Raw genomic sequence first — 25,550 nt, 5'->3', positions numbered from 1 at the left:
TGGGAAGAAGGAGAACTTTAGCACAATTTTTAATATTTGCCTAAAATTTAGGCAAATGAATTTACCGTTGTCCAAACATCATTTGTCTAGCTAATAGACTCTTAATAGGCGGGAGCCACTGCAAAGCAGAAAGCGCTATGCCACGACCTATGACAATTGGGAACAAAGTAGACGTAAACACACTCGCCATTAAATCAGTCACCTGAATGGTGGTTTGACGATCCCGAGACCTTTGTTTTTGATACTCTTTGAGTGTGCTTTGCACATCATGGATTGAGTCAATAGATGATTTTGCGTAAATGGAATTTAATAAACGCGCCAAAGTAAAGGCATCTCGTAGACCTAAATTAAGTCCTTGACCAGCCACGGGATGTAAAGTTTGAGCAGCATTACCAATCCAAACTTCATTGCCTTTGATAATTTCTTTTTTTATATTGAGACCCAAAGGATAAGACCTTCTTTGATTCACACTTAAAAAATGCCCAATAGGTAATTGGACAGCATTTTTTAATTGTGTTAAAAATTCTTGATCAGGGAGATGAGTAAGTTGATCAATTTTTTCTTTAGGCGCACACCATACGAAGTTTTTCGTGTTTTGTCCCTGATGGTGAGGAAGAATGGCAATTGGACCATCTTCTGTAAAACGCTCCCAAGCCATATTGGGTTTAACATCTTTAACGTCTAACCACCCAACTAATGCTGATTGACCATAATCTTTATGAATATCCTTCGCCGATTGTTCATGAAACAGTCCTCCGTCAGCATGAATTAAACATGTATTAGAAGAAATACTCGGCATAGAAAATGTCGCATCAATATCTTTGAGCCAAATAAAAGAATTTGATTTAGATTCTAAATACCGCAATTGATTGCGCAGTGATAAAAGAATATCTCGGTAACGAACAATATGACCTAAAGCATGTTGAGCAATTTCTGTACAATCCATCACGGTTCTACCAAAATGACCTTTTTGTGATACATGGACTTGATGAATCGCTGGTGCATAATCTACCCAGGCATCCATATTTTGAAGTAACTGTTTTGACCCTTCTGATATTGCAATACCACGGGTATCTGCATTTTCTAAGAAATCGTCTGATGCGGGATTTTTATCAATCAGGATTAATTTGAGATCTGGGTTGTTTTGTAAAAGTAAAATACTGCATGCAAGACCAACAGGACCTGCTCCTTCAATCACAACCTGAGCCGATTGAAATTTATCGATCATATTTGCATAGATCCGTTTGCCATCCAATATTCAATTTCAGAAACTTTGACGGGAACATCACGGGATAAAATTTCATAATTGGAGGCTCCTATCACGACATCATCTTCGATACGAATGCCTATGTTCCAAAATATTTCAGGAACTTCAGGAGATGGTCGGAAATATAAACCAGGCTCGATAGTTAGAACCATGCCAGGTCGCAGAATACGCGATCCTAAATGAGGGTCATTGGGCTCTCGATAGGAGCCTACATCATGGACATCCATCCCCAACCAATGACTCGTTCGGTGCATGTAATAGGGTTTATAGGCATCTGACTTGATAGCATCTTCTACACTTCCATGTTGATTGTAGTTCAGAACCTTCATATCAAATAAACCTTGAGTAAGCACTTTTAGCGCAGCTTCATGGGGCTGTTGAAAGTTATTGCCAGAAAAACACATTTCAAGAGCGCTTTCTTGTGCCGCTAAAACGATTTCATAAACTTGTTGTTGTGGTGCTGAAAATTTTCCATTCACAGGGAATGTTCTTGTAATATCAGAGGCATAACTGTCGAGTTCACAACCAGCATCAATTAAACAAAGATCACCATCTTTTAAGAAAGAGTTCCCTGCTCGATAATGCAAAATACAGGCATTTTCTCCAGCAGCAACGATACTGTTATAGGCAACTGATTGCGCGCCATGTTTTCTAAATTGATATAGAAGAGATGCTTCTAGATGAAATTCTTGCAGTCCAGGCTTACAAGTTTGCATTGCCATAAGATGCCCTTGAGCCGCAATCTTTGCTGACTTGCGCATAATAGAAATTTCAGAGTCATCTTTAAACAAGCGTTGCTCATGAATTAATTTTTCAATGTTATGAAATTCAGTTGGAGTTTGTATCCCTTGACGTGATTTATTTGCCAGTTGCCCTACCCAGCCGCGCATCTGATCATCCAGTTGTGATGAGGACGCAGTTCGGTAGTAAATATGCATGAAATTCGTCATGAGTTCCGGCATAACGACATTGATTTCATCTATCGAATATCCAAAGTTGACTCCAAGAGCCTTAGGCGCAGCCTCTGGACCTAAACGAATACCATCCCAAATTTCACGCTCGATATTTTTCGGGCGACAAAATAGATGACTTATCACGTTGTCCGGATTGACTTGCAAGACCACATAAGCCTGCGGTTCATCGAAGCCTGTTAAGTAATAGAAATCACTATCGTGACGATACGGAAAATCACTATCCCTATTTCTAGAAAGCTCCGGAGAAGTATTTAAGATGACAATACCGCTTCCTGATATTTGGCGTACCATGCGTGCTAAGGCATCGCGACGGGCAGTGAAGAGGTTAAAAGAGTTCGTCATATGGTTTGCTTAATTGGTTTGATTCAATGCTAAAAGTCTATCAGGTGTTCCAACATCGTGCCATGCACAGGACAACAATTCCCCCTCAACTAATAAATTTCCCATAGCCTTTTTTAAAAGAGGTGCTAGGGGTGCCTTTTGCTTTACTTCAAGATCTGCAAACAAACTTTTATGATAAATACCTGCCCCAGAAAAAGTGGATTTTGATTGTCTAAGGGGATTATTTTTTAGTTGATCGTCGGAAAATATTTTTGGTGGTAACAAATAAAAATCACCCTGCGGATGGTGCGGTGGATTTTTTACTAAAAATAAATAGGCAAGTAAAGCTTGAGACCCCTCAGAGTGATCAATTCTGATTTGTTCAACAATATCCTGAATACGATCAAAAGGAAAGTGAGGAATAAAAGTATCGCCATTGATCACAAAAAAATAATCACTTGGATTTAATAAAGGTAGAGCTTGAGCAATACCGCCAGCAGTTTCTAGGGCAGTCTCCTCTTTGGAGTATTGAATATTTAAGCCCATCGATTGCCCATTGCCAAAAGCATCTTCTATCTTATTTCCTAGCCAGGCATGATTAATCACAACATGTTCAAATCCATACCTCTTTAATCCTTCTAGATGATATTGAAGCAGGCTTTTTCCGTGTATCTCCAGCATAGGTTTGGGTAAGTGATCTGTTAAGGGACGCATACGTTCACCGCGGCCTGCAGCAAGAATCATCACTGGAAAATCTGAAAAAAAAGTCATCTTCATCATTAAAAAGTTAGTCCATCAGGTCGTTGACGTTTTTGGGCATTATCTAAAATCCTTACTAGCGGCCTAAACATAGAGTAACGCTGCGCAACTTTTTCTGTATAACTAAGTACCAAAGGTAAATCTTTCAGATAACCATCTTTTCCATCTCGATGAAAGAGTCGAGCAAAAATCCCTAATACTTTGAGATGACGTTGCAGACCCATCCATTCAAAATCTTTATAAAATTCTCCAAAATCAGGGTTAACTGGTAAATTTTCATTTTTTGCTGCTTCCCAATACCTCACTACCCAATCGACCTGTTGTTCTTCAGTCCAGCCAAGATAGGCATCTCGGAAAATGGAAACTAAATCATAGGTAATTGGACCCATTACAGCATCTTGAAAGTCAAGCACACCGATCTCGTTATCGGGAGTAATCATCAGATTGCGTGAGTGAAAGTCGCGATGCACAAATACGTTTGGCTGTTGCAAGATATTTTCTATAAGACTATCAAATAGATGATTTAAGTCTTGAACTTCTTTTTCTGTCATTAGGTAATTGAGATGCTTGGAGAGATACCAGTCAGGAAACAGTTGAAGTTCTCGCCTTAAAAGGACATCATCGTATAAAGGTAATTGATGTGTTTGGGTATTTTTTTGAAGCTTTATCAGTGATTGTGTTACTTTTTTATAAAAAAGTGGGGCATTTTCAGGGGTAATTTCAGAAAACAGGGTCTTTGTACCAAGGTCACCAAGCAATAAAAAACCATCGGTCAAATTGACTTCATGCAATTTTGGAACCTCAATTTTTGCTTCAAGCAATAATTGAGCAACATGGACAAAAGGCTGTGAATCTTCTTTATCCGTTGGGGCGTCCATCACAATTAAGCTTGAGGATCCAGGATTAGAGGTAAGAACACGAAAATATCGACGGAAGCTGGCGTCACTGGAGGCTGGTGTAATAGAGTTAATATCAATTCCATGCTCAATTGGCAGGGATTTTAACCAAAGTTTCAGGGATTCAAAACGAGTATCTTGCATAATGATTCGTATAATAAATGGGTTAGAGAATTAAATGTCAAAATCATACTCATCCCACCTTCATCAGTTCATCCATTTTCAAGTGCGTGGGTGGGCATACGCTTTGCCAATTGCATTATTTTGCATGCAAATGCCAGTTTACGGTGCAAGTGAGCAAAATTCACGTTTTTTGAAAAAACCCCTTGCTTTGAAGTTGGATGACGAGATTCATGAACAAGTAAAAATTCCAGACGATCAGGCAGTGACCTTCACTAAAAGTCAAGAAATCGAAGGGGTGAATGATCGAAACATGATCCTCAAAAAAGATGCTGAGATTCGTCGGAATGGCACTGTGATTAAAGGGAACGAATTAGATTACAACCTTGATACGGATATTGCTAAGGGCGAGGGTAATGTAAAAATTAATAAACCTACAGCTTCTTTTGCTGGCCCTAAGGGGCAAATACAAATGGACTCTAAACAGGGGTGGATGGAAAAGCCAGAGTATGAACTTAAGCAGACTCGAGGCAGTGGCTATGCAGATCGGGCAGATTTCTTGGATGAAGATCGTACGTATTTGACGAAGCCAACATACTCAACCTGCAATCCAGGAAACTATGATTGGTATTTCTCTTCAAAAGATATGTTGATTGATCAGTCGACGAATGATGCGACTGGTGAAGATGGCGTATTACATTTTTTTAATACTCCAGTATTTTATATGCCTTATTTCTCGATACCGATTAGTGATAATCGCCGTTCTGGCTTTTTAGCCCCAACGATTGGTGTTAACACAAATACGGGACTTGACATGACTGCGCCGTATTACCTTAATATTGCACCGAATCGAGATTTAACACTCTATCCACGATATATGTCTAAAAGAGGGGTTCAACTTGGTGGCGAGTTTCGTTATTTAGAACCAACTTATTCTGGTGTACTTAAGGGCGAGTATTTACCTAATGACAGCTCTTATGGAGCTAGTCGCTGGGCGTACACTTGGCAACATCAACAACTGATTGCATCTGGTGTTACAGCATATGCCAATATCAGCCGTGTATCTGATGATAATTATGCCGATGATTTAGGAAGAACGATTGGCCAAGCAGTTACGAGGCAGTTTACTCAAGAGGCTGGGGTTAACTACAATGTCTCCGGTTGGAGCTTTTTGACCCGAGTACAAAAATATCAAACCCTACAACCCGATCCCAACAATATTGTTGTAGCTCCTTATGATCGTGAGCCAGAATTAAATGCTTTATATCGTAATTTAGATTGGAATGGCTCCATTTTTACCTTTCAAGGTAACTTGACTCGATTTAGTTATTCCGGACCTCTTGATGCTCCTGGATTGGCAATCCCAAATCGTGGCTATGCTGCTGCTGATCGCGGATTTATTAATACCAGCATTAGTATGCCATTTACAACGCCTGGCTACTACGTAACCCCAAAGATAAGTGTGCGAGCTAACACCTACAATATGATTGGTAATGAAAACTATCCTGGACTCAATCAAAGTTTTGCATTACCCATTATGAGTCTCGATTCTGGAGTTTTCTTTGAGCGAGATGCTCCAGAATTAAAGTCTATTTTTGGTAGGGATATGATAGTTACTCTAGAGCCAAGAGCTTTTTACGTCTATTCTCCCTATGTGAATCAAACCCAAATTCCACTCTTTGATACCGCTTCTGCAGGATTTGGATTTGCACAAATTTTCTCTGAAAATACCTTTGTAGGTAATGATCGAATTGCAGACAATAACAAATTGACGGTTGGAGTATCTTCCAAAATTTTGGATGCAGATACAGGTGTCGAAAGAATACGAGGTACTGTGGCTCAACGCTTCGACTTTAAAGGACAGCGCGTTGGTTTGTATGGTGACCAAGTCAATCCCCCAGGCTATTCTGACCTGTTATTTGGCTTATCTACTCGCTTGAGTGGCAATATCAACTTAGATTTTGCTAACCAATTTAGTCAAGACTTAAATAGAACAGTCCAATCTTCAACAACTGCGAGCTGGCGCCCTGCACCACGCAAGATGTTAAATGCAAGTTATCGATATAATTACGACACAAATGCCATGACAACTTCGATTTATCAATATGAACTTTCTGGACAATGGCCTTTAACAAATTCTTTATATGCCATTGGACGATGGAACTTTGATAAAGTCACTCAACAAACCCTGAATACACTGGCTGGTTTTGAGTATGATCAAGACTGTTGGGCATTTAGGGTTGCTTTAAATCGATTTGTTAATACATCTCAGACCTCTACAACCCAGATTTTTTTCCAATTAGAATTTAAGGGGTTAACGGGAGTGGGTAATAATCCAATCGATATTATGCGATTGAATATCCCAGGCTATGTACCTGTGAGTCAAAAACCGTTACCATTGACTAGATTTGAAACTTATGAGTAAAAGAGAGAACCACTTGTTTTATTTACAAACGCAACAACAATTCGTGAAATATGTAATTACCTTTTGTATATTTGCTTGTCTTGGCGCCAGTGCGTTTTCACAAACAAAAGATAAAAAAAGTGCAAAATCAAATACACCGGCAGTAACCTCAACTACAGCCGCGGCAACAAATACAAATCAAATCATTGTAAATAAGGATGTAAATAATAAAGCTAATCCTAATGATATTGATCGTGTGATTGCAGTTGTTAATCGTGAAGTGATAACAGAACATGAGTTAAAAAATCGAGTCGAGTTAATAACCAAGCAGTTTACCGAGGCAAAAAAACCTTTACCAAGCAAAGATGTTGTCCAAAAAGAAGTCTTAGAAAGACTCATTGACGAAAGTATTATGTATCAAGAAGCAACTATTTTGGGTGTGAGAGTCTTAGAGCAAGAACTGGAAAATATTCTTACTAATATTGCCACCCAAAATAAATTAACCCTAGAGCAATTCAAAATTGCAACTGAGAAAAGTGGTACTAGCTGGGATAAATATAAACAAAGTATTCGTCGAGAAGTAGTTATTTCTAGATATAGAGAAAGATCTGTTGACAGCAAAATAAAAATATCTGATGCTGAAATTGATGCCTTTATTAATACTCAAATTAAAAGACCACAATCTAATGAAGCTTCAGGAACTGTAGAGCCTGAAATGATTGATATTGCTCAAATACTGATTCCAATTCCTACGGGGTCTAGTAATGCTGAAATCCTAGCACTTCAAGCCAAAGCACAGACGATTTACGATCAAACGTCTAAAGAAGCTGAATTCATGAAATTTGCAAATCAATTAGCGACTTCAGATAAAACTATTCGTGTACAAGATTTAGGTTATCGTACAAACGATCGTCTTCCACAAGTATTTGTAGAAGCAACTAATGGATTAAGTGCTGGAGGTTTAGCGCCCAAAGTCATCAAGACAGCTGCAGGATTTCATATTTTAAAAGTGTTGGATCGAAAATCAAGTGCTTCGACAACCGCATCTCAGAATAACAAATCAGAATCTATTTTTATTACGCAAAGTGAAGCGAACCAAATGATGTTGACGGTTAAACAGGGCGCTAATGAAGAAGAGGTTATTCGCAGATTAAAAACATTCAGAGATCAAATTAAAGCGAAGACAGTCAACTTTACTGACATTGCCAAAAAATATTCTGAGGACCCTAATGTGGTCAAAAATCAAGGTTATCTTGGCTGGATCTCTCCCGGACAAGTTCCACCTGAGGTAGATGTTGCTCTAAGTCGCTTAAATCCAGGGGAGTTAAGTGACCCATTTCAAACTGAATTTGGTTGGCATATTGTGCAATTGATTAATCGCCGTCAGTCTGAAGTGACGGCGGCTCAACAAAAAGAGTATGCGAGTGCTGCCTTAAGACAATCTAAGTTAGTCCAGGCGAATGAAGATTGGATCAGAGAGCTAAGAGATAATGCCACCATTGAATTAAGACCACCATATACTATGACTAAATAGGATATGAAAAATGATCTTATTCGATTAGTTATCACATCTGGAGAGCCAGCAGGCATAGGCCCTCAAATTAGTTTCCAAGCAGCTCAACAGTTCATTAAAGATAAAGAAGATGTCTCCATAGAGATTCTTGGTGATCAGCAATTATTTAACCCCTATATTTCAGAAAAAACATCTTCAAGATTAACTATTGACCATATTCCCTTAATTGATGCCAATCGCTTGGGGCGTTTAAATGTTAAAAATGCTTCTTATGTTATTCAGTTACTAGATAAAGCTTATGAGGGATGTCAGTCGCATCAGTATGATGCAATGGTTACAGCGCCTTTACAAAAAAGTATTATTAATGACTTCGGCATGGACTTCACTGGCCATACCGAATACCTTGCTAGCAAGGCGGGAGTTTCTAAAGTTGTCATGATGTTGTGTGGCGAGATTGATTTACCAAAAGAACACACGAATTGCCTCATGCGCGTGGCTTTAGCGACAACTCATATTGCTTTAAAAGACATTGCGCAATCAATCAATACAGAAGATATCTTAGAAACAATTCAAATTATTGATCAAAGTTGTAAGCATTACTTCGGCTTACCTCAGCCTAGTATTGCAGTAGCAGGATTAAATCCGCATGCTGGTGAAGGAGGGTATTTAGGTAGAGAAGAAATTGAAATAATTACCCCTGCAATTCAAAAAGCCAAAGCTCTGGGTATAGATGTTTCTGGACCATTTCCAGGAGATACATTATTTAGATATAAAAATATCGAGCAAGTGGATGTATTTTTGGCTATGTATCACGATCAAGGATTGATCCCACTTAAGATGGCTACTTTTGGACGAGGTGTAAATGTAACATTAGGTTTGCCGATCATTCGAACTTCTGTTGATCATGGAACTGCACTTGATATCTCCGCAAATGGCAATGCAGATATTGGGAGTATGTATCAAGCCTTGCAGCTAGCTTATCAAATGGTAAAAAATGGCTCATCAGGCACGTAAGCGATTCGGCCAACACTTTTTGACGGATGCATCCATCATTGATGCCATCATCGCTCGTATTCATCCAGGTTCTGGAGATCGTATTATTGAAATTGGACCGGGTTTAGGTGCAATGACACTCCCATTATTAGAGCAAGGTATATCTCTCGAAGTTGTTGAGATTGATCGAGATTTGATTGAATTTTGGCAGAAAAAAAATATAGCTCAATTAACAATCTATCAAGCAGATGCATTGGATTATGATTTTGCAAACTGGGCGAGTATGGCGCTTGAGCAAATCCGACAATCGTCATCGAATGGCCGATTAAAAATTGTTGGAAATTTACCCTACAACATTTCTACGCCACTACTGTTTCATTTGATAGATGCGATTGAACATGTTGATGAGCAAATATTTATGTTGCAAAAAGAGGTGATCGATAGAATGGTCGCCAAGCCTGGAGATTCAGAATATGGCCGACTTTCAGTGATGTTACAAATTCGATATCATCTGGAATTATGTTTTGAAGTGCCACCAACCGCGTTTGAACCCCCACCAAAAGTTAATTCAGCGATTGTTGCCATGTATCCCAAAAAAAATATTGATATGAGTCAACTGCAATGGAATGCATTAGAGAAAATTGTTGCTAAAGCTTTTTCGCAACGCAGGAAAGTCTTAGCCAACAACTTATCAGAATATAAAGATCTATTGGAGCTAGATCAACATATTCTGCGATCTCGCGCTCAAGATATCGATGGACCTACTTATTTATCTTGGGCCAATAAATTAGTGCAAGCAAATCAACAATAGGAAGTTGAATCAATTTGACGCATTTCGTGTTCTATCCAGCTTTCAATTTCTCGAATAACGACCGATGGATTTTTATCTATAGTTGACATCGCTGGGCCAATCGAAATAGTAATACTACCTGGATATTTTAAGAAACTATTTTTGGGCCAACATTTACCAGCATTGTGAGCAATCGGTATGACGTTTGCACCAGTATCAACGGCCAGTCTTGCACCTCCCTTGCGATAGGGAATTTGTTGCCCAACTGGTGCTCTGGTACCTTCCGGGTAGATAATAATCCAACAGCCCTCGGAGAGACGTTGTTTGCCTTGAATGGCGACGGCAATTGAAGCCTTATCGCGTTGTGATCGATCAATATGAATCATTCTGAGCATGGCCATTGCCCATCCAAAAAATGGAATCATCAATAATTCTTTTTTAAATACGTAACAAAGTTGTTTTGGAAATAGAGAGATGTAAGCAATAGTTTCCCAAGCAGACTGATGTTTTGACATCAAGATGACAGGCTCATTGAGCATGGCAGTCATATGCTCCATACCGATGATTTTGTAACGAATCCCACAAATCCACTGTAAGGCTTTGATTACTCCGAACGACCAGCCTCGAACATAGTTATATCTGGCTGATATTGATAAAAATGGATTAACAATAAAACAACTTAATGCATACAAAATAGTAAAACAAATCAAAAATAAGAAAAATATTGCTGATCTGATATAAATCATTTCGCGACATTCAGGAAGTGATGTACAAATGCAGCCAAATTGGTATGGACGGCTGTATAAGGTGGTAAACCACCTTTTTCACGAGTTTTCGTACCTTTTCCAGTGAGTACAAGGTGAGGTTCTGCACCAAGAGTGACAGGCCCAATTAAATCTCTGAGTGAGTCTCCTACAACGGGAACGCCTAAAAGGGATTTATCTAAATTAAATCGTTTCGCAATCTCTTCAAACATGCCAGTTTTTGGCTTTCTGCAATTACATTCATCTTCATCCGTATGTGGGCAGAAAAAAATTGCGTTAATCTCACCACCAAATCGAGCAAGTAGTGCATGCATTTTTTCATGCATAGCATTTAAAGTGTCTGTATCAAACAGTCCCCTACTGATTCCTGATTGATTCGTACAAACAACCACTTGATAGCCTGCTTGGGTTAATTTAGCAATTGCTTCTAGACTTCCTTCAATTGGTATCCACTCATCCGGAGATTTAATATAACTATCACTGTCTTGGTTAATAACCCCATCACGGTCAAGTATGACAAGTGGTTGATGAGCGTTTTTCATTGTGCAAGTTGACTTAAGTCAGCCACCTGATTCATTTGTTGGTAAAGTTTACTAAGTAGTGCAAGACGATTTCTTCGTTTACTCTCATCCGGATCCATGACCATCACATCAGCAAAAAATTCTTCAATGGGCAAACTTACTTTTGTTAATAACTGAAGTGATAATTGAAAATCTTGAGCATGAAAAGCCTTAGTTAAGAGTGGCTCAATGTCCTCTAAAGTCGAGAATAATTTTTTTTCTGCTGGTTGATCGAAAAGTTGTGGTTGAATAGTGCCAGTATTTTCGACTGCATTTTTTTTCAAAATATTGTTCAGGCGCTTATTGGCATTTGCCAAAATAGAGGCCTCTGGAAGTTGTTGGAAAGCATGAACTGCTAATAATTTTTTTGGAACCTCATTTAATTGTCCGTCGATATTAGCTAGAACGGATTCAATCTCTTCGGTGCTAAAAATAATTCCCTGCGAATCTTTTACATAAGACTTGAGACGCTCTTTAATAAAATGCAGAATTTCAGGAATCAGTGCATTTTTTTGAACCTCAGCAGACTCAAACTGTTTCAAGGTGAAACGCAGTAAGTCCTGAAAATTTAATGGAAGATTATTTTCCACTACGAGTCTACAAACACCTAAGGCATGTCTTCTTAGAGCATAAGGATCTTTTTCACCGGTGGGGGCTAACCCAATACCCCAAATACCAACAATCGTTTCGAGCTTATCTGCGAGAGCTAAAATGAGCCCAACCCTTGAACTTGGCAATTGATCTCCAGCAAAGCGAGGTAAATAATGTTCTGCACAGGCGGCAGCAACTTCATTATTTTCTTGGTCATGAACTGCATAGTAACGCCCCATAATGCCTTGCAACTCTGGAAACTCACCTACCATATCGGTAAGTAAGTCAGCTTTCATGAGCATTGCTGCGCGAGAGCAATGCGATTGATAGTCATGCCTCACCGAATCAGAATCAGCAAAATGAATCGAAAGTTGCTCAGATATGTATTGAGCAATCGCAGAAATCCGCAGAATACGTTCTTTTTGATTACCTAACTTGTTGTGATACACAACTTTAGAGAGCTCATCAAAGCGATTGATGAGAGGGGTTTTGCGATCTTGCCGATAGAAAAATTGAGCATCAGATAATCTAGGCCTAACAACCCGCTCGTTACCAGTAATAATTGAATCAGGGGTAGTGGTTTCAATATTAGAAACAATTAAAAATCGATTAACTAATTTACCTTCAGTATTGGTCAGTGCAAAATATTTTTGGTTTGTTTGCATCGTGAGAATCAAGCACTCTTGAGGGACATCCAAGAACTCTTTCTCAAATTCACAGGCATATACAGTTGGCCATTCAACGAGAGATGCAACTTCTTCTAAAAGAGATGCAGGCATCAAAACTGAGTATTGCCCAGCTTGCGAGATAAGTTGGGACTTGATAGATTCTAAGCGGTCTTGATAATTAGCAAGCACTTTTCCTTGGGATAGAAGTTCAGACTCATAATGGTTTGCATGAGAAATCTCAAGAGGGCCACTAGATAAAAAACGATGCCCAAAAGTCGTTCTTCCAGACTGAAGTCCAAGTGCGGTAACTGGAACTATATTCGGACCATGGAGAGCGATTAAGCGATGCGCAGGCCTGACAAATTGAACAGCGACTTCATGGGGAGTTCCTGGATGGATTTGGTAATGCATTGTTTTTGCAATAGGTAATTGACTAATAGAAAAATCAATTGCTTCTTGGAGTCCAGTAGCTAAAGTAACGCCAGCTTTATTAAGTTCAATATAGAAGGCTTCATTTTTACCCTCTCCCTGCCTCTCTAAATCATTGAGAACAACCTCGTTTATACCCAAATTGGCAAGTTTTTTGATTAATGGTGGTGAGGCTTGACCATTTTCTAGTAGCGCAATAGAGACAGGTAAGAGTTTTTCTTTAACAGCAACATCAGGTGCCTTGTCGAGTACCTCATCGATTAAAACCGCAAGTCTTCTAGGCGTGGCAAATGACTTATAAGACACTTGATTAGAAACTAAACCGAGTAATGTTAATCTTTTGATGATGTTTGAAGAAAATGATTCTCCAAGACGCTTAAGGGACTTTGGAGGTAATTCTTCTGTAAAAATTTCAACGAGAAGAGGGGCTAACTGACTCATACGCCTAGGTCTTTCTGAATCGTTTTATTCAACATAGGAAAGTTGAGTTGTTCTCTAGATGTGAAGTAGGCCTGCGCAACCGCTTTTGATAAGTTTCTGATTCGAGCGATATAAGTCGCTCGCTCAGTGACTGATATCGAACCTCTGGCATCCAGGAGATTAAACGTATGTGCAGCCTTGAGGACCATTTCATAGGCAGGTAAAGCTAAAGGAATACCAATCAGTCGAGTCGCTTGAGCCTCATAATTTTGAAATTGTTCAAAAAGCCATTTGCTATCTGAGTATTCAAAATTATAGGTCGACTGTTCGACTTCATTTTGATGATAGACATCTCCATAAGTCATATGATCAGTCCACATCAGGTCATAAACATTCTCGCAAGATTGGAGATACATCGCAAGTCGTTCAATACCATAGGTAATTTCACCCAATACTGGCTTGCAATCTAATCCACCCACTTGTTGAAAATAGGTAAATTGAGTTACTTCCATTCCGTTTAGCCATACTTCCCAACCAAGCCCCCAAGCCCCTAGGGTAGGATTTTCCCAATCATCCTCGACGAATCGAATATCATTTTGCTGCAGATCAAGTCCAAGGGCACTTAAAGACCCTAAATAAAGATCCAAAATATTATCTGGAGATGGTTTAAGAACTACTTGAAATTGATAGTAATGTTGCAGGCGATTTGGATTTTCACCATATCGCCCATCTTTTGGACGGCGGGATGGTTGAACATAAGCAGCCTTCCATGGCTCGGGCCCAATTGCTCTTAAAAAAGTCGCCGTATGGGAAGTACCAGCACCCACTTCTAAATCGACGGGTTGCAAAATGGCACAACCTTGATTGTTCCAGTAATTTTGTAAAGTAAGAATAATTTCTTGAAAAGTCTTTTTCATAACAAGATTTTAACCTTTCAAGGCACCATACTTTGAGTCTATTGTTTGGGGACGTCTTTTTTGGTTCCAAGCGAGTGTTAAACACAATACTGAAAATAATAATATGGGGGCATCACCAAGTCGAACATAGGGTGTTTGACCGGTTCTAGGCTGTACCGAACCAATTAAATGATCTTGCACAAAAATGGGAAGTTGAGACTGGACAACACCGTGTTCATTAATGATGGCGGTTAAACCTGTATTGGTGGCGCGAACCGTTGGTAAGCCAGTCTCTAAGGATCTTAATTGAGCTAATCGAAGCTGTTGTGATGGGGCTGAGGTTTTGCCAAACCATGCCAAATTTGTCATATTGATAAGAAAGTTGGGAGCTTGTTGTGCACGGCGAACCCTTGAGGCAATTTCACTACCAAATACATCTTCATAGCAAATCATGACCGCACCGTAAACATCTGGTTGATTGCCCCGAGAAACTTTAAAAGAATCTTGAGAGAAAGTTCCTTTCTTAAATTGACTGAGAGGTGCTTGGATGGCTCTTACAAACCACTCAAAACCAGGCGGTACATATTCACCAAAGGGAACAAGATGAGCTTTTGTATAGTAATAAGGATTCCCATCGGGGGAAAAACCTTTTGCTTGATTGGCATATTGTTGGTTTTCATAGCCAATAATGCCGGTTAAAACATGGGTTTGAGTTTCCTTGACAAATTTTTCTAAATCTTTACTCCAGTTGGGGGGGAGTTCATTTTCAGGGATTGTAATGGCGGTTTCTGGAGCGACAATTAAATTCGTTGGTCTTTCCATCAGACGATTCAAATAGTAGCTATTTTGATTACGAAGGGCAGATTCATCATAATTCAATGTTTGTTGGAAATTACCCTGAAGTAATTTCACCTCGAGCATATTGCCCAAAGGTTTTGTATAACTTGAGTTTTCAAAAAAAGAGACAATAATAATTAGAAAACCGAGGGAGAACAAGGGTAGGAATAATCTACCTGGGGCGCTTCCAATCTTATACGCCCCCCATAAAACTGCAAAAGTTGCCCCAAGAACTCCGAAGATTGGAATAAGTCCCATGAAAGGACCATTGACTTGCGTGTCACCAAATCCAATCCATGGAAAACCAGTCAAAATATTGCCCCTAAGCCACTCAAGCAAGGTCCAAGAAGCAGCCCACGCTAGACCAGAATATGATTGCGCATAAAAGCGACCAGCTAATAAACTAGCAAGACTTGGGAATAGGGCTAAAAAGCCGGATAAAAGGATAACACCACCACACGCCATCCAGTTTGGCATGCCTCCAACATCGTGCAGGCTGACATAAATCCACCATAACCCATGACAAAAATAGGCAAAACCAAAAAACCACCCTAATTTTGCTTGAAACAAAGGGCCATGAAAATAATGCTTGTGGCTAAGGCGCCAAAAAAATGCAAGTAGCAACATTTGCCACCAACCAGCAGATTGCGATGCACTTACAAACGAAGTTAGTAAGCCCAAAATGCCAGCGTAAAAAAAACTCGACGAAAAAAACATTTTAAGGCTCCAATAATGGAGTTTTTTGGATAATCAGTATATGGATTTGCCGGGGATCAGCACGCTGAATTTCGCACTTGAGGCCTTGCAGCTGAATAATTTCACCCCTTTTCGGAACCCTTCCAATTTGATGAATAACTAACCCTGCGATGGTGTCGATATCTTCATCAAAAAAATCAGTAGTAAAGACCTCATTGATTTGTTCAAGCTCAGTCATACCTCGAACGCGATATCTTCCTTCAGAGATAAGGACGATGTTGTCAGCTTCATCATCGATATCATGTTCATCTTCGATATCACCAACGATTTGTTCCAATACATCCTCAATCGTCACAATTCCAGCGACACCACCGTATTCATCAACAACAATTGCTAGGTGATTACGATTACTCCGAAAATCTTTTAATAGAACACTTAATCTTTTCGATTCAGGAATAAAAACTGCTGGCCTTAACCATTCTCGGATATCAAAGTCTTTTTCAGTTGAGTGACGTAATAAGTCCTTGGCAAGAAGAATCCCAATCACATTATCTCGGTTATTTTCAAATACAGGAAAGCGAGAATGAGCGGCAGAAATCACTTCTGAAATAATTTTTTCAATTGGATCAGCAATATCAACCCAATCAATTTGAGCCCTTGGTAAAAGGATATCTTTGACAGCTAATTCACTTACCTGAAACACACCCTCGATCATTGAAAGTGCGTCAGAATCTAGAAGGCCTTCCAATTTCGCTTGTTGAAGCGTTTCAAGCAATGCGATTCTTTTTTCCTCAGGAGTATCTTTTCTTGAAGTAATAAATCCAAGAAGAGTATTGAGAAAGTTTTTCGGCTCAGATTCTGTCATATTATTAGAGAATAACTTAATCTTGTTTCAGATATAAGGATTTTGTATTTTAAGGCGCTTTAAGATAGCGATTTCTAAAGATTCCATAGCTAAAGCATCTATTTCATCCTCATGATCAAATCCCTGTGCATGCAGAACACCATGAACGATTAAATGCGCGAAATGATTTTCAATAGTTTTACCTTGCTTTTTTGCTTCTTTTTCAATAATCGGCATACAAAGAACTAAATCAGCCGTTAGTTTTGAAGAAGGAATATCTTCCGTAAGAGTAAAAGTCAGAATATTGGTTGAGTGGTCTTGTTCCCGATATTGATGGTTTAAACGTTTACTTTCTGCTAAGCCAACAAGTCGAATGAGAATCAAAGAATCTTGTTGTAGAGCAGCCTTCACCCACGGACGAATTTTTTTTACAGAAAAAATTTCCGCCCATTTTGACTCCAACGCATCTGAGGCGAACTGCAGTTCAAGCCCCAATTGAAAAGAAACTTTACGTTTAATTTGAGAAGTCATCACTATTTTTTAAAATAAGTTCACCTTTTAAGGAGTGAGCTAATGCATCGGTAAAGTGTACCGATAACATTTTTCCAATCAGTCTTTGGGCTTGATGATTTTTAGGTAAATCAATATTTACAACACGATTATTTTCGGTTCGACCTTGCAACTTTAGACCATCTCGAGCCATACCTTCAATCATCACCAATTCAGTATTGCCAATCATACTTTTGCTGATTGCCAAAATATGCTCATCAATGAGTGAGGTAAGCATTTGTAGACGCTTCACACTAACCTCTCTTGAAACCGTTTCTTTTAAATTTGCTGCGGGAGTTCCAGGCCTAGGACTGAAAATGAAACAATAACTGTTGTCGAATTTGATTTCATCAACCAATGAAAGTAATTCATTAAAGTCCTCATCTGTTTCCCCTGGAAATCCAACAATAAAATCACTTGATACTGGAATGTTTGGTTTTACTTTTCGCATTTTACGAATAATGCTCTTGTACTCCAACACCGTATAACCCCTCTTCATCGCCATTAAAATTCGGTCAGAGCCATGCTGAACAGGCAAATGAAGATGGTTCACTAATTTGGGTAGCCGAGCATGAGCCTCGATTAAACGTTGCGTAAATTCTTTAGGATGACTCGTTGTATAACGAATTCGCTGAACTCCCGGAATTTCAGAAATGTACTCTAATAATAAAGCGAAGTCTGCCAATTCATCACTTCCCTCGATCTTTCCTAAATAGGCATTCACATTCTGTCCCAAAAGTGTAATTTCACAAACTCCTTGTTGAGCTAATGTAGAAACCTCAACAAGAACGTCTTCAAGAGGCCTTGAAACTTCTTCGCCACGCGTATAGGGAACAACACAGTAAGTACAGTATTTTGAACAACCTTCCATAATAGAAACAAAGGCTGCACCACCGCTTTTCTTGGCTAGCGGAAGATGATCAAATTTTTCTATTTCAGGGAAACTGATATCCACCTGAGAGCGCCCTGAGCGATGACGCTCTTTAAGCATTGCAGGTAATCGATGTAAGGTTTGGGGACCAAAGACTAAATCAACATAAGGCGCACGACTAACAATTTGTTGACCTTCCTGACTCGCAACACAACCACCAACCCCAATCAGCAGACCAGGTTTTTCAGCTTTCATGTCCCGCAAGCGCCCTAAGTCAGAAAACACCTTATCTTGTGCTTTTTCTCGAATAGAGCACGTGTTAAGAAGAATTAAATCCGCTTCCTCAATGATGTTGGTTTCGGTGTAATGATCAGCCGCTTCAAGGACATCGGCCATCTTTTCCGAGTCATACTCGTTCATTTGACAACCAAAGGTTTTAATAAATACTTTTTTCATAGGATGAGCCGTTCTCAGTAGTTAAGACTGGGGGCAAATCGCTATTTTAGCAGGCGAGCAAGCCTTTATGCAGATTTAGATGAACCGAAAGGCAATAATAGCGATGAGTGTTGGAATAATAGCCGCCGCAAGTAAATAGCTTGGATTGACCACGCGATTAGTAAAGTGCTCTCGCAAAATAGATAGACCCGCTGGATTTGGCGCGTTTGCTATGACTGTAAGACCGCCTCCTGTAACTGCTCCAGCAACTAAAGCAATCCTAAACTCCGTAGAAGTACCATCCACAAGAGAGCCCAAATAGGTAATTGCAGCATTATCTGTTAGGGCTGTAAGTCCAACGGTTCCGTAAAAAGCCACTACAGGAGTCATACTCTGTAAAACGGGTTGTAACCACCATTTTTGTAAACTGCCAAGCACAACTAAGCCCGCCAAAAAGAATGCCACTAACAACGCTTCACGAAGAATCAGTGGGTTTTGATATCTCGAGTAAGCTGTTGTAAATCCAAGGAAAAATAAGAAAAGCCATAAAAAGACAGCAGGATAATGAGCAAATACAACCACTCCAGCCAAAAATAGTAAATGCACCAAAATGACCGTGTAGGGCATTTTTTCTTGGGGTGGTTCAATAAACTCTTTGGGTAGTTGTTTATGAAATATAACGGTAATTAAGAGTGCATTGATAAAGACTGCAAGGGCTGCTCGGTCCCCAAATGTAGTAAACATAAATGGGGTCGTCCATTCCCAAGCACTTGCAACCATGAGGACTGGAGGAGCAGCAAAATTGGTGAGGGTTCCACCAATAGAGATATTGACAAATAGGACGCCAATGATGGCATATTGTAATTTTATTGGTAGACCTGTTTTATAGAAACGGTCTCTCAATAAGATAGCAGCGATGGTCATCGCTGCAGGTTCAGTAATCAGCGAACCCAATAAAGGAACAAAGGATAAGCTAACAAAAAATATGACTGTATTTTTCGATACAGGTGTTATTCGCGAAACAAAATCGGATAAAAGGTTTATTGCTAAATTAGCTAAATGTAGTATTGGCTTAGATGCTGCAACAACCATGACAGCAAAAACAAATAGGGGCTCAACATAATTTTGCTCATTAACGAAATGCACAGCCTCCTTTGTGTTGTCTAATATTGAAATTATCATCACAAGAACTAATGCCCAAAATCCAAAAACTACCTCAACTTCGGCAAGAAGGTGAAAAAGTCCCGCATGCTTTGGATATGAGTGGGAAAGTTTTTCAAAGGAAGAAACCATAAACGTATGCAAAATTGCGATTGCAAATAAAGCTGAAGCAATGATTTCAATATGAGTGGGGTTCATTAAAAGTTCTCGTAAGTTGAAAAATGATTATGACATCTTCTTAATTATCAGAAGTACAATGATTCATTATTAATATTAATTCTTATTCTAGAAGTTTCTTATTACACCATGCCTAAAAATCTTCTTAGATTCACTATTGGCTTGATGGTCTTTCAGTTGTTCTTTTGGACTTTGGTGCCGATGCTGGCGCACCATGCCCCACCACTAGATGCTACAGAAATGTATAGTTGGAGTCTTAGTTTTCAATGGGGATTTTACAAACACCCCCCTATGCCTGCCTGGATTGTAAGTATCGTACAGATGCTTATTGGTAAAAATATGCTTTCTTTATTTTTGTGCGCAAGCATGGCTATTAGCGCTAGTTACTATTGTGTTGCTTGGTTAGCTAGTCGTTTTTTATCTGAAAAAGAAGCGATTGTGGCAGTGTTTTTATATTCCTTAACCATCTATTGCAACCTTTGGTCTACAGACTTTAATCATAATCAAATACAAATGCCCTTTTGGGCATTAAGCCTTGTCTGTTTGGTCATTTGCCTAGATACAGGAAGTAAAAAATGGGCCCTAATTCTAGGGGTTGTAATGGGCTTAAATGCTTTATCAAAGTATACGGCGGCCTTTATCATGCCAAGTGCTATTTTGTTACTGATGCTTTCCTCGCATTGGCGAAAGCATTTTAATTTGACGCAATTATGGATTGCTAGCATTGCTTTTTTAGTCATTTTTTCACCTCATGTGTACTGGCTTACACAAAATGATTTCATGCCATTTCATTATGTCAATGAGCGCTTTGATGAGATGAAAAACACCAATCACTTTTTGGATTTAGCTGAATATATCGGCAATATTTTATTAGCGCATTTGTGTTTGATCATAGTAAGTTTGTTTCTTATTCGAAAAAAATCACATGAAAGTAGTACGACAAAAAATGATCAAATTTGCATTTGGATCTTGGGGATTGGACCAGCTTTAACAACCATTGTTTTGGGTTTATTTGTACCCCTATATCATCGTTGGGTAATACCGATGCTCCCAATGATAACAATCGTTTTTGCCATGCTGTTAAAAGGGCGTTTTGTTTATCTTTATAACAAAAAAGCATTTACACTATTTGTTGCATTACAAATCCTGTTAGGTTCAGCATATATTTATAAAGATAAAATCAATCCTAATCAATCTGCTCGCGGAAATTACCCCGCACCAGAATTAGCTCAAGCCATTTATGACAAATGGCATGCACTTTATCCAGATCAAGCATTTAAGATTGTTTCTGGAGGGGAGTGGGAGGCAGGAGTTGTTAGTCTTTTCTCCCCGGATAAGACGTATGTTTATACCCAGGCTGACTCTGTGATAACTCCTTGGATATCTGAAAAAAATGCAAATGATTGTGGTATGGTGATGTTAAACCCATCGGCATTTGATCTTGCGCGTTTTCCACTAGCAAAAACACAATCACCAATTGAAGTTAAAAGTTCAATTACCAAGGCTGTAGTAACCATCAACTATGCCATTAACCCGCCGCAGGGTAAATGTTTATTGAAATAAAAACCTAAAGGATGAGGTTTACATGGAAACTCAATTTTTGATACAAGATATTCTTATTAGATTAGGTTTAGCAATGCTTGCGGGGATGATATTGGGTTTGAATCGATGGATGCATCATAAATCTGCTGGAATTCGTACCCATACCCTAGTTAGCTTAGGTGGTGCATTGGGCATGATGTTAATGGCATCCATGACAGGTGGGGATGCTCAGGCTCAAAGTCATGTATTACAAGGTACTATTTCTGGGATTGGTTTTTTAGGCGCTGGCGTCATTGTCCATCAAGGGGCAACTGGTAATGTGAAGGGGTTAACTACTGCAGCTAGTATTTGGGCCGTTGCAATATTAGGCTGTTGTTTTGGCGCAGGGCAAATTATCGTTGGAGCCCTTGGCTTAACAGCGGTTTTATTGACCTTAATCATTGGACGTTCTTTAGAAAACGGCCTTGCAAAAGTACTGGGTATTGTAAGAGGCTCTGAACTTGATGATGACGATCAAAGTAAACAGTAGATTACTAAGCTTAACGAATTAAGCCACAACCAATTCTTGGCCCAGAGTTTCCGGCTGGTTGAGTTTTGTAGTCATCAGGGTCGCGATGAACAACGACAGATCGTCCAATGATAGTTTGATCACCAACAAGTGAAAAATCTGTAAGCGTTGCACGGTAATTAGCGTTACCGCTAGCATCACTCATAATGTTTGGCATATCACCAGCATGATGAACAGTATTTTGCACGTTGCCATGCTGAGCATTTGTTGGATTGTAATGACCAAGAGCACTCATCGCATCAGAAGCTGAGCAGTCGCCTTTTTCATGAATATGAATCCCATGTTCAGAATTAGGTTTTAGGCCAGAAAAAGTTCCTGTGACAATAACTTGTTTCCCAGACTGAGAGAAGTTAACAGAGCCGTTTAAATTTGAGCCTGATTTAGATTGAATGACTGAAGTAGCTGAAGGGGTTTCTTGAAATACTTGGCAAGCCGAAAGAGATAAAAATAATGACGCACAAATAGTAATTTGCGTACTAAACTTAATTGGCATTTTTTTCATAAATATTCCTAATTTGTTATACATCTAGTCTAATACAAATCTATGAATATTGGGAAAAACTAACAGACGCTTTGAGAGTTTCAATCATTATTAATTAATTCGATAATTAGCCACTTTATAAGAATGCTTGGGAGATATAAAGAAAAAGGGTTAGGCAAATTGCGCTAACCCTTTGTTTTTGGTGGCGAATCAGGGACTCGAACCCCGGACCTGCGGATTATGATTACGATTTATCTCTAAAAAATTTAGAATTTTATCATATAATTCAATAGTTTACAAGGGCGCCCCACCAAAAGTATCTAACTGAGTATCTAACTCTTTGACCCAAAAATCGTGTATAAATATAACTATTATGAGTCGAACAACTCCCATTTCATCTACGATAGAAACCATTTCAGGTTATCCCAAAAAACTTGTCGTGTATCTAACTCCATCGAGTAAATACTATTGGGTCAGAGTTTTCTACAACGGAAAATACTTCACGAAATCCACCAAAACCACCAATCTCTCAGAATCCAAGAAGTTCGGAATCAAATTCTACGAATCTGTTCTCTTAAATAGTGTCGTTTCCAATACCTCAGATACCAACAAATCGTTCACCGTTGTAGGAAGAAAATATCTTGACTCGATTAAAAAATCATCAAAATCAACAGTCTACCGTAACGATGAGTCTCGTTTTAAAAACGAATTATCACCATTTTTCAACGAACAAGATATCTCAACAATTACGAACTCTCAAATCAGTCGACTCTTAAACAAGTTAAACGAGAAAGAAATTTCACTTTCCACCATCAAACACTACATGGTGGTTCTACGAAAAATATTGAAGTTTGGTTTGTCAAATGACTTAATCGATAAGTTACCCGTTTTCCCCAAAATAACAGGAAAACTGAAAACAACTCAAAAAAGAGATTATTTGACCGATGAAGAATATGATTTACTCGTCAGAACAACCGAACAACTATCAAACGACAAAGTAGTCGTACGAGGTGTCACCATCACACTTGAGATGAAATACCTGATTCAGTTCATGATTAACTCGTTTATTCGACCATCTGATTTACGAGTTATTAAACATAAACATATCAAAATCAGAAAAGAAGGTAAAGAAACATGGATCGAACTCAATCACCCTGGAACAAAAACGAATTCACATCCTGTTCAATGTATGACTTTTAGTGTCGGTATCTATAACAAACTGAATGAACTGAGATTACAAACACAAAAAACAATTCAACCTGACGATTATGTGTTTTTTCCTGAGTATAAAAATCGTGACACGATGATGAGTGTAGTCGGTCGACTCTTTCGAAAAATAGTTGAGAAAACAGGAATTCAAGAACAAACAGATAAGAATCTGACACTGTATTCATTACGACACACTTCCATCATGATGAGATTAATCAAAGGAAATGTAAACACACTTCATCTCTCAAGAAACTGTCGAACATCACAACAAATGATAGATTCGTTCTACGGTCAACATCTAACCACTGATGATGTTCGTGTTCATCTACAACGATTTGAAAGTGTTGAAAAGAAAAAAGAAGAACAACTCAAGAAACGATTAGAACGAGAAAGATTAAAAAAACAACAAGAGAAAAAGAAAACTATACAAGTTAAGAAAACAACGAGAATTAAACAATCTGAAATAGTCAATGAATAGAGTTAATATTTCAAGGAATAAACTCTAAAGGTGTTCGAAAATAGAGTTAAGATAGTCTGTAATTAATTTGAAAAACTTGATGGAAAATCTATGAAGGTAAATAATCTTTTTAGAATCGTTTTAGGGATTCTGATTTCAACAAATGTTTATAGTCAAACACAATCTTTTAGATGTATTTTTAACAATGGTATCGTAACTAATTGGGATACAGGTAAACCAATTTCAAAAAATAATAATTCAATGCCAGAAATTATTTTTGACCAAATTGATATACAGAAAGGAAAAGGTCGGTTTATTGGTAATTTAGGTTCCGAGGATGTTCAAGTTTTAAAAGGTGAACAATCATTTCATATTTTTGAGAGAACCCCATCTGGGAATTTGAACATCACAACTATATTTTATCCGACACAAAAATTCTCTGATATGTTTCCTGTTGTTCATAGTCGCCATATAAATCTCGTGAGTGGTCCATTTCCTTCACAATATGTTGGTTTGTGTAAGAAACTTAATTAAGACTAATACTTACCTGGAAATTCTCCATTAAGTACGTTCAATTGAATCTTTTTTCCCCATTGAATCCATCGTCTTATATTTCTATTTACTCTTTGACTTTCTTTTCTTGTATCTGAACCTAATATCAAAGTAGATGGAATTGAAGTTCTGACTTTGAAATTTGTTCTATAAAAATAGTAAATTATTTCACGAAATTTTTTACCTTTTTTATCATTACTATTTTTCAAATCCGTATACAACCTATACACATTCAAAACATCTTTTAATACACTCAGTTTTGGTTCAGAACCTTCAGTTAACGAAAATTGAGTTGTTGTAATCGATTTATTTTTCTTACGATTATTTTTTAATTTATGTTCACGAGTAAGAACAGTTCTAATATTTTTCATCAAATCACTTACTGATTGATTTACAGGTACTTGAAGAATAATGTGATTATCAAACTCAATCAAATCGTCTTTGTTCATAACACGAATAGACTCTTCTTCAAATAGATAATCATGTTTCTTCCACCAATCATCAAAATGAGTGTTCTTCACATCACCCCATTTGTAGTAATAAGTTGTTAAAGAATGATTAAGTTTTTTGAGTATGACTGGATCAGTTGAGTTTAGTGACATCTTGTAGAACTCAAACCATAATCTATAGAACTCTTTTCTTAATACGATTGTTTTATTTATAGAACCCATCACAAATCTCACATGAAAAAAACAGACATAACTTCACTATAAAACATATGTCCGTTATTAGAGTTTTGCTTACGTAAAATACTGATTTATATGGTTATTTACTGTATAGTAATTATTGTAGTCAAATGTTTTTCG

At 38.3% G+C, this 25,550-nt stretch carries 23 protein-coding genes; 8 read left to right on the top strand and 15 right to left on the bottom strand.

The genetic code is table 11. The annotated features are described in order from the left end of the window. Positions 1 to 61 precede the first annotated feature (61 nt). The 4 genes from QMN06_RS11070 to QMN06_RS11055 are packed head-to-tail and all read right to left on the bottom strand — an operon-like array spanning position 62 to position 4,361. Positions 62 to 1,228 carry an FAD-dependent monooxygenase gene (locus QMN06_RS11070; protein ID WP_281970177.1) on the bottom strand — a complete coding sequence of 389 codons (1,167 nt, stop codon included), beginning with the start codon at positions 1,226 to 1,228 and terminating at the stop codon, positions 62 to 64. Then, the gene (locus QMN06_RS11065) at positions 1,225 to 2,583 is read right to left on the bottom strand and encodes an aminopeptidase P N-terminal domain-containing protein (protein WP_281970176.1); all 1,359 of its coding nucleotides are present in this window, start codon (positions 2,581 to 2,583) and stop codon (positions 1,225 to 1,227) included. Before QMN06_RS11065 ends, QMN06_RS11070 begins: the two co-directional genes overlap by 4 nt. A 9-nt stretch (positions 2,584 to 2,592) precedes the next feature. After that, entirely contained in the window at positions 2,593 to 3,333 is a 741-nt protein-coding gene (murU, locus tag QMN06_RS11060) for an N-acetylmuramate alpha-1-phosphate uridylyltransferase MurU (RefSeq protein WP_281970174.1), read from the bottom strand. A gap of 8 nt (positions 3,334 to 3,341) precedes the next feature. Next, positions 3,342 to 4,361, bottom strand: a complete 1,020-nt coding sequence (locus QMN06_RS11055; protein WP_281970173.1) for a phosphotransferase — start codon at positions 4,359 to 4,361, stop codon at positions 3,342 to 3,344. Positions 4,362 to 4,395: 34 nt separating this feature from the next. On the opposite strand from QMN06_RS11055, the gene QMN06_RS11050 reads away from it, so the two are divergent. Genes QMN06_RS11050 through rsmA form a run of 4 tightly spaced genes read left to right on the top strand, consistent with a single transcriptional unit; the run spans position 4,396 to position 10,058 of the window. Beyond that, positions 4,396 to 6,762, top strand: coding sequence for an LPS-assembly protein LptD (locus QMN06_RS11050; protein ID WP_281970172.1), 2,367 nt, complete (start codon positions 4,396 to 4,398; stop codon positions 6,760 to 6,762). Next, entirely contained in the window at positions 6,755 to 8,275 is a 1,521-nt protein-coding gene (locus QMN06_RS11045; RefSeq protein WP_281970171.1) for a peptidylprolyl isomerase, read from the top strand. Before QMN06_RS11050 ends, QMN06_RS11045 begins: the two co-directional genes overlap by 8 nt. A gap of 3 nt (positions 8,276 to 8,278) precedes the next feature. Further along, positions 8,279 to 9,268, top strand: a complete 990-nt coding sequence (pdxA, locus tag QMN06_RS11040; RefSeq protein WP_281970170.1) for a 4-hydroxythreonine-4-phosphate dehydrogenase PdxA — start codon at positions 8,279 to 8,281, stop codon at positions 9,266 to 9,268. Continuing rightward, complete coding sequence (gene rsmA / locus QMN06_RS11035; RefSeq protein WP_281970169.1) at positions 9,249 to 10,058, top strand: 16S rRNA (adenine(1518)-N(6)/adenine(1519)-N(6))-dimethyltransferase RsmA; 810 nt, start codon at positions 9,249 to 9,251, stop codon at positions 10,056 to 10,058. The genes pdxA and rsmA overlap by 20 nt, the downstream gene beginning before the upstream one ends. Here the strand turns inward: rsmA and QMN06_RS11030 are convergent. The 9 genes from QMN06_RS11030 to QMN06_RS10990 all read right to left on the bottom strand — a co-directional run bounded on the left by QMN06_RS11030 (position 10,049) and on the right by QMN06_RS10990 (position 19,956). Continuing rightward, on the bottom strand, positions 10,049 to 10,783 hold the full coding sequence (locus tag QMN06_RS11030; RefSeq protein WP_281970168.1) for a lysophospholipid acyltransferase family protein: 735 nt from the start codon (positions 10,781 to 10,783) through the stop codon (positions 10,049 to 10,051). The two genes, rsmA and QMN06_RS11030, sit on opposite strands and share 10 nt — an antisense overlap. Then, positions 10,780 to 11,343 carry a D-glycero-beta-D-manno-heptose 1,7-bisphosphate 7-phosphatase gene (gene gmhB, locus QMN06_RS11025; RefSeq protein WP_281970167.1) on the bottom strand — a complete coding sequence of 188 codons (564 nt, stop codon included), beginning with the start codon at positions 11,341 to 11,343 and terminating at the stop codon, positions 10,780 to 10,782. Before gmhB ends, QMN06_RS11030 begins: the two co-directional genes overlap by 4 nt. Further along, positions 11,340 to 13,490: a glycine--tRNA ligase subunit beta gene (glyS, locus tag QMN06_RS11020; RefSeq protein ID WP_281970166.1), complete on the bottom strand. Its 2,151-nt coding sequence runs from the start codon at positions 13,488 to 13,490 to the stop codon at positions 11,340 to 11,342. Before glyS ends, gmhB begins: the two co-directional genes overlap by 4 nt. Then, positions 13,487 to 14,386 carry a glycine--tRNA ligase subunit alpha gene (glyQ, locus tag QMN06_RS11015; protein WP_281970165.1) on the bottom strand — a complete coding sequence of 300 codons (900 nt, stop codon included), beginning with the start codon at positions 14,384 to 14,386 and terminating at the stop codon, positions 13,487 to 13,489. The genes glyS and glyQ overlap by 4 nt, the downstream gene beginning before the upstream one ends. Positions 14,387 to 14,395: 9 nt before the next feature. Further along, complete coding sequence (gene lnt, locus QMN06_RS11010) at positions 14,396 to 15,919, bottom strand: apolipoprotein N-acyltransferase (protein ID WP_281970164.1); 1,524 nt, start codon at positions 15,917 to 15,919, stop codon at positions 14,396 to 14,398. Position 15,920: 1 nt separating this feature from the next. Beyond that, complete coding sequence (locus QMN06_RS11005) at positions 15,921 to 16,763, bottom strand: transporter associated domain-containing protein (RefSeq protein ID WP_348649139.1); 843 nt, start codon at positions 16,761 to 16,763, stop codon at positions 15,921 to 15,923. A gap of 27 nt (positions 16,764 to 16,790) precedes the next feature. Next, on the bottom strand, positions 16,791 to 17,273 hold the full coding sequence (ybeY, locus tag QMN06_RS11000; protein ID WP_281970163.1) for an rRNA maturation RNase YbeY: 483 nt from the start codon (positions 17,271 to 17,273) through the stop codon (positions 16,791 to 16,793). Then, complete coding sequence (gene miaB, locus QMN06_RS10995) at positions 17,257 to 18,618, bottom strand: tRNA (N6-isopentenyl adenosine(37)-C2)-methylthiotransferase MiaB (protein ID WP_281970162.1); 1,362 nt, start codon at positions 18,616 to 18,618, stop codon at positions 17,257 to 17,259. Before miaB ends, ybeY begins: the two co-directional genes overlap by 17 nt. Positions 18,619 to 18,693: 75 nt before the next feature. Beyond that, the gene (locus tag QMN06_RS10990) at positions 18,694 to 19,956 is read right to left on the bottom strand and encodes a putative Na+/H+ antiporter (RefSeq protein ID WP_281970161.1); all 1,263 of its coding nucleotides are present in this window, start codon (positions 19,954 to 19,956) and stop codon (positions 18,694 to 18,696) included. A 108-nt stretch (positions 19,957 to 20,064) separates the two neighbouring features. Between QMN06_RS10990 and QMN06_RS10985 the strand changes: the two genes are divergently transcribed. Both QMN06_RS10985 and QMN06_RS10980 read left to right on the top strand, forming a co-directional pair. After that, entirely contained in the window at positions 20,065 to 21,498 is a 1,434-nt protein-coding gene (locus QMN06_RS10985) for a glycosyltransferase family 39 protein (RefSeq protein WP_281970160.1), read from the top strand. Between the two features lie 22 nt (positions 21,499 to 21,520). Then, positions 21,521 to 22,006 carry an MgtC/SapB family protein gene (locus QMN06_RS10980; RefSeq protein WP_281970159.1) on the top strand — a complete coding sequence of 162 codons (486 nt, stop codon included), beginning with the start codon at positions 21,521 to 21,523 and terminating at the stop codon, positions 22,004 to 22,006. A 10-nt stretch (positions 22,007 to 22,016) separates the two neighbouring features. Here QMN06_RS10980 and QMN06_RS10975 read toward each other — a convergent pair whose 3' ends face one another. Further along, positions 22,017 to 22,547 (bottom strand): superoxide dismutase family protein, encoded by a 531-nt coding sequence (locus QMN06_RS10975; protein WP_281970158.1) that lies wholly within the window; start codon positions 22,545 to 22,547, stop codon positions 22,017 to 22,019. A gap of 352 nt (positions 22,548 to 22,899) precedes the next feature. Here QMN06_RS10975 and QMN06_RS10970 point away from each other — a divergent pair, with 352 nt between their 5' ends. Both QMN06_RS10970 and QMN06_RS10965 read left to right on the top strand, forming a co-directional pair. Continuing rightward, positions 22,900 to 24,213, top strand: coding sequence for a hypothetical protein (locus tag QMN06_RS10970; protein WP_281970157.1), 1,314 nt, complete (start codon positions 22,900 to 22,902; stop codon positions 24,211 to 24,213). A 90-nt stretch (positions 24,214 to 24,303) separates the two neighbouring features. Next, positions 24,304 to 24,726 (top strand): hypothetical protein, encoded by a 423-nt coding sequence (locus tag QMN06_RS10965; protein ID WP_281970156.1) that lies wholly within the window; start codon positions 24,304 to 24,306, stop codon positions 24,724 to 24,726. 2 nt (positions 24,727 to 24,728) lie between these two features. Here QMN06_RS10965 and QMN06_RS10960 read toward each other — a convergent pair whose 3' ends face one another. Beyond that, a complete protein-coding gene (locus QMN06_RS10960) occupies positions 24,729 to 25,346 on the bottom strand; it encodes a hypothetical protein (protein ID WP_281970155.1) in 618 nt (205 codons plus the stop codon). Positions 25,347 to 25,550 lie beyond the last annotated feature (204 nt).

It is taken from the genome of Polynucleobacter sp. SHI8 (assembly GCF_027944005.1).
Taxonomy (GTDB): Bacteria; Pseudomonadota; Gammaproteobacteria; order Burkholderiales; family Burkholderiaceae; genus Polynucleobacter.
This window is presented reverse-complemented; position numbering and strand designations above follow the sequence as displayed.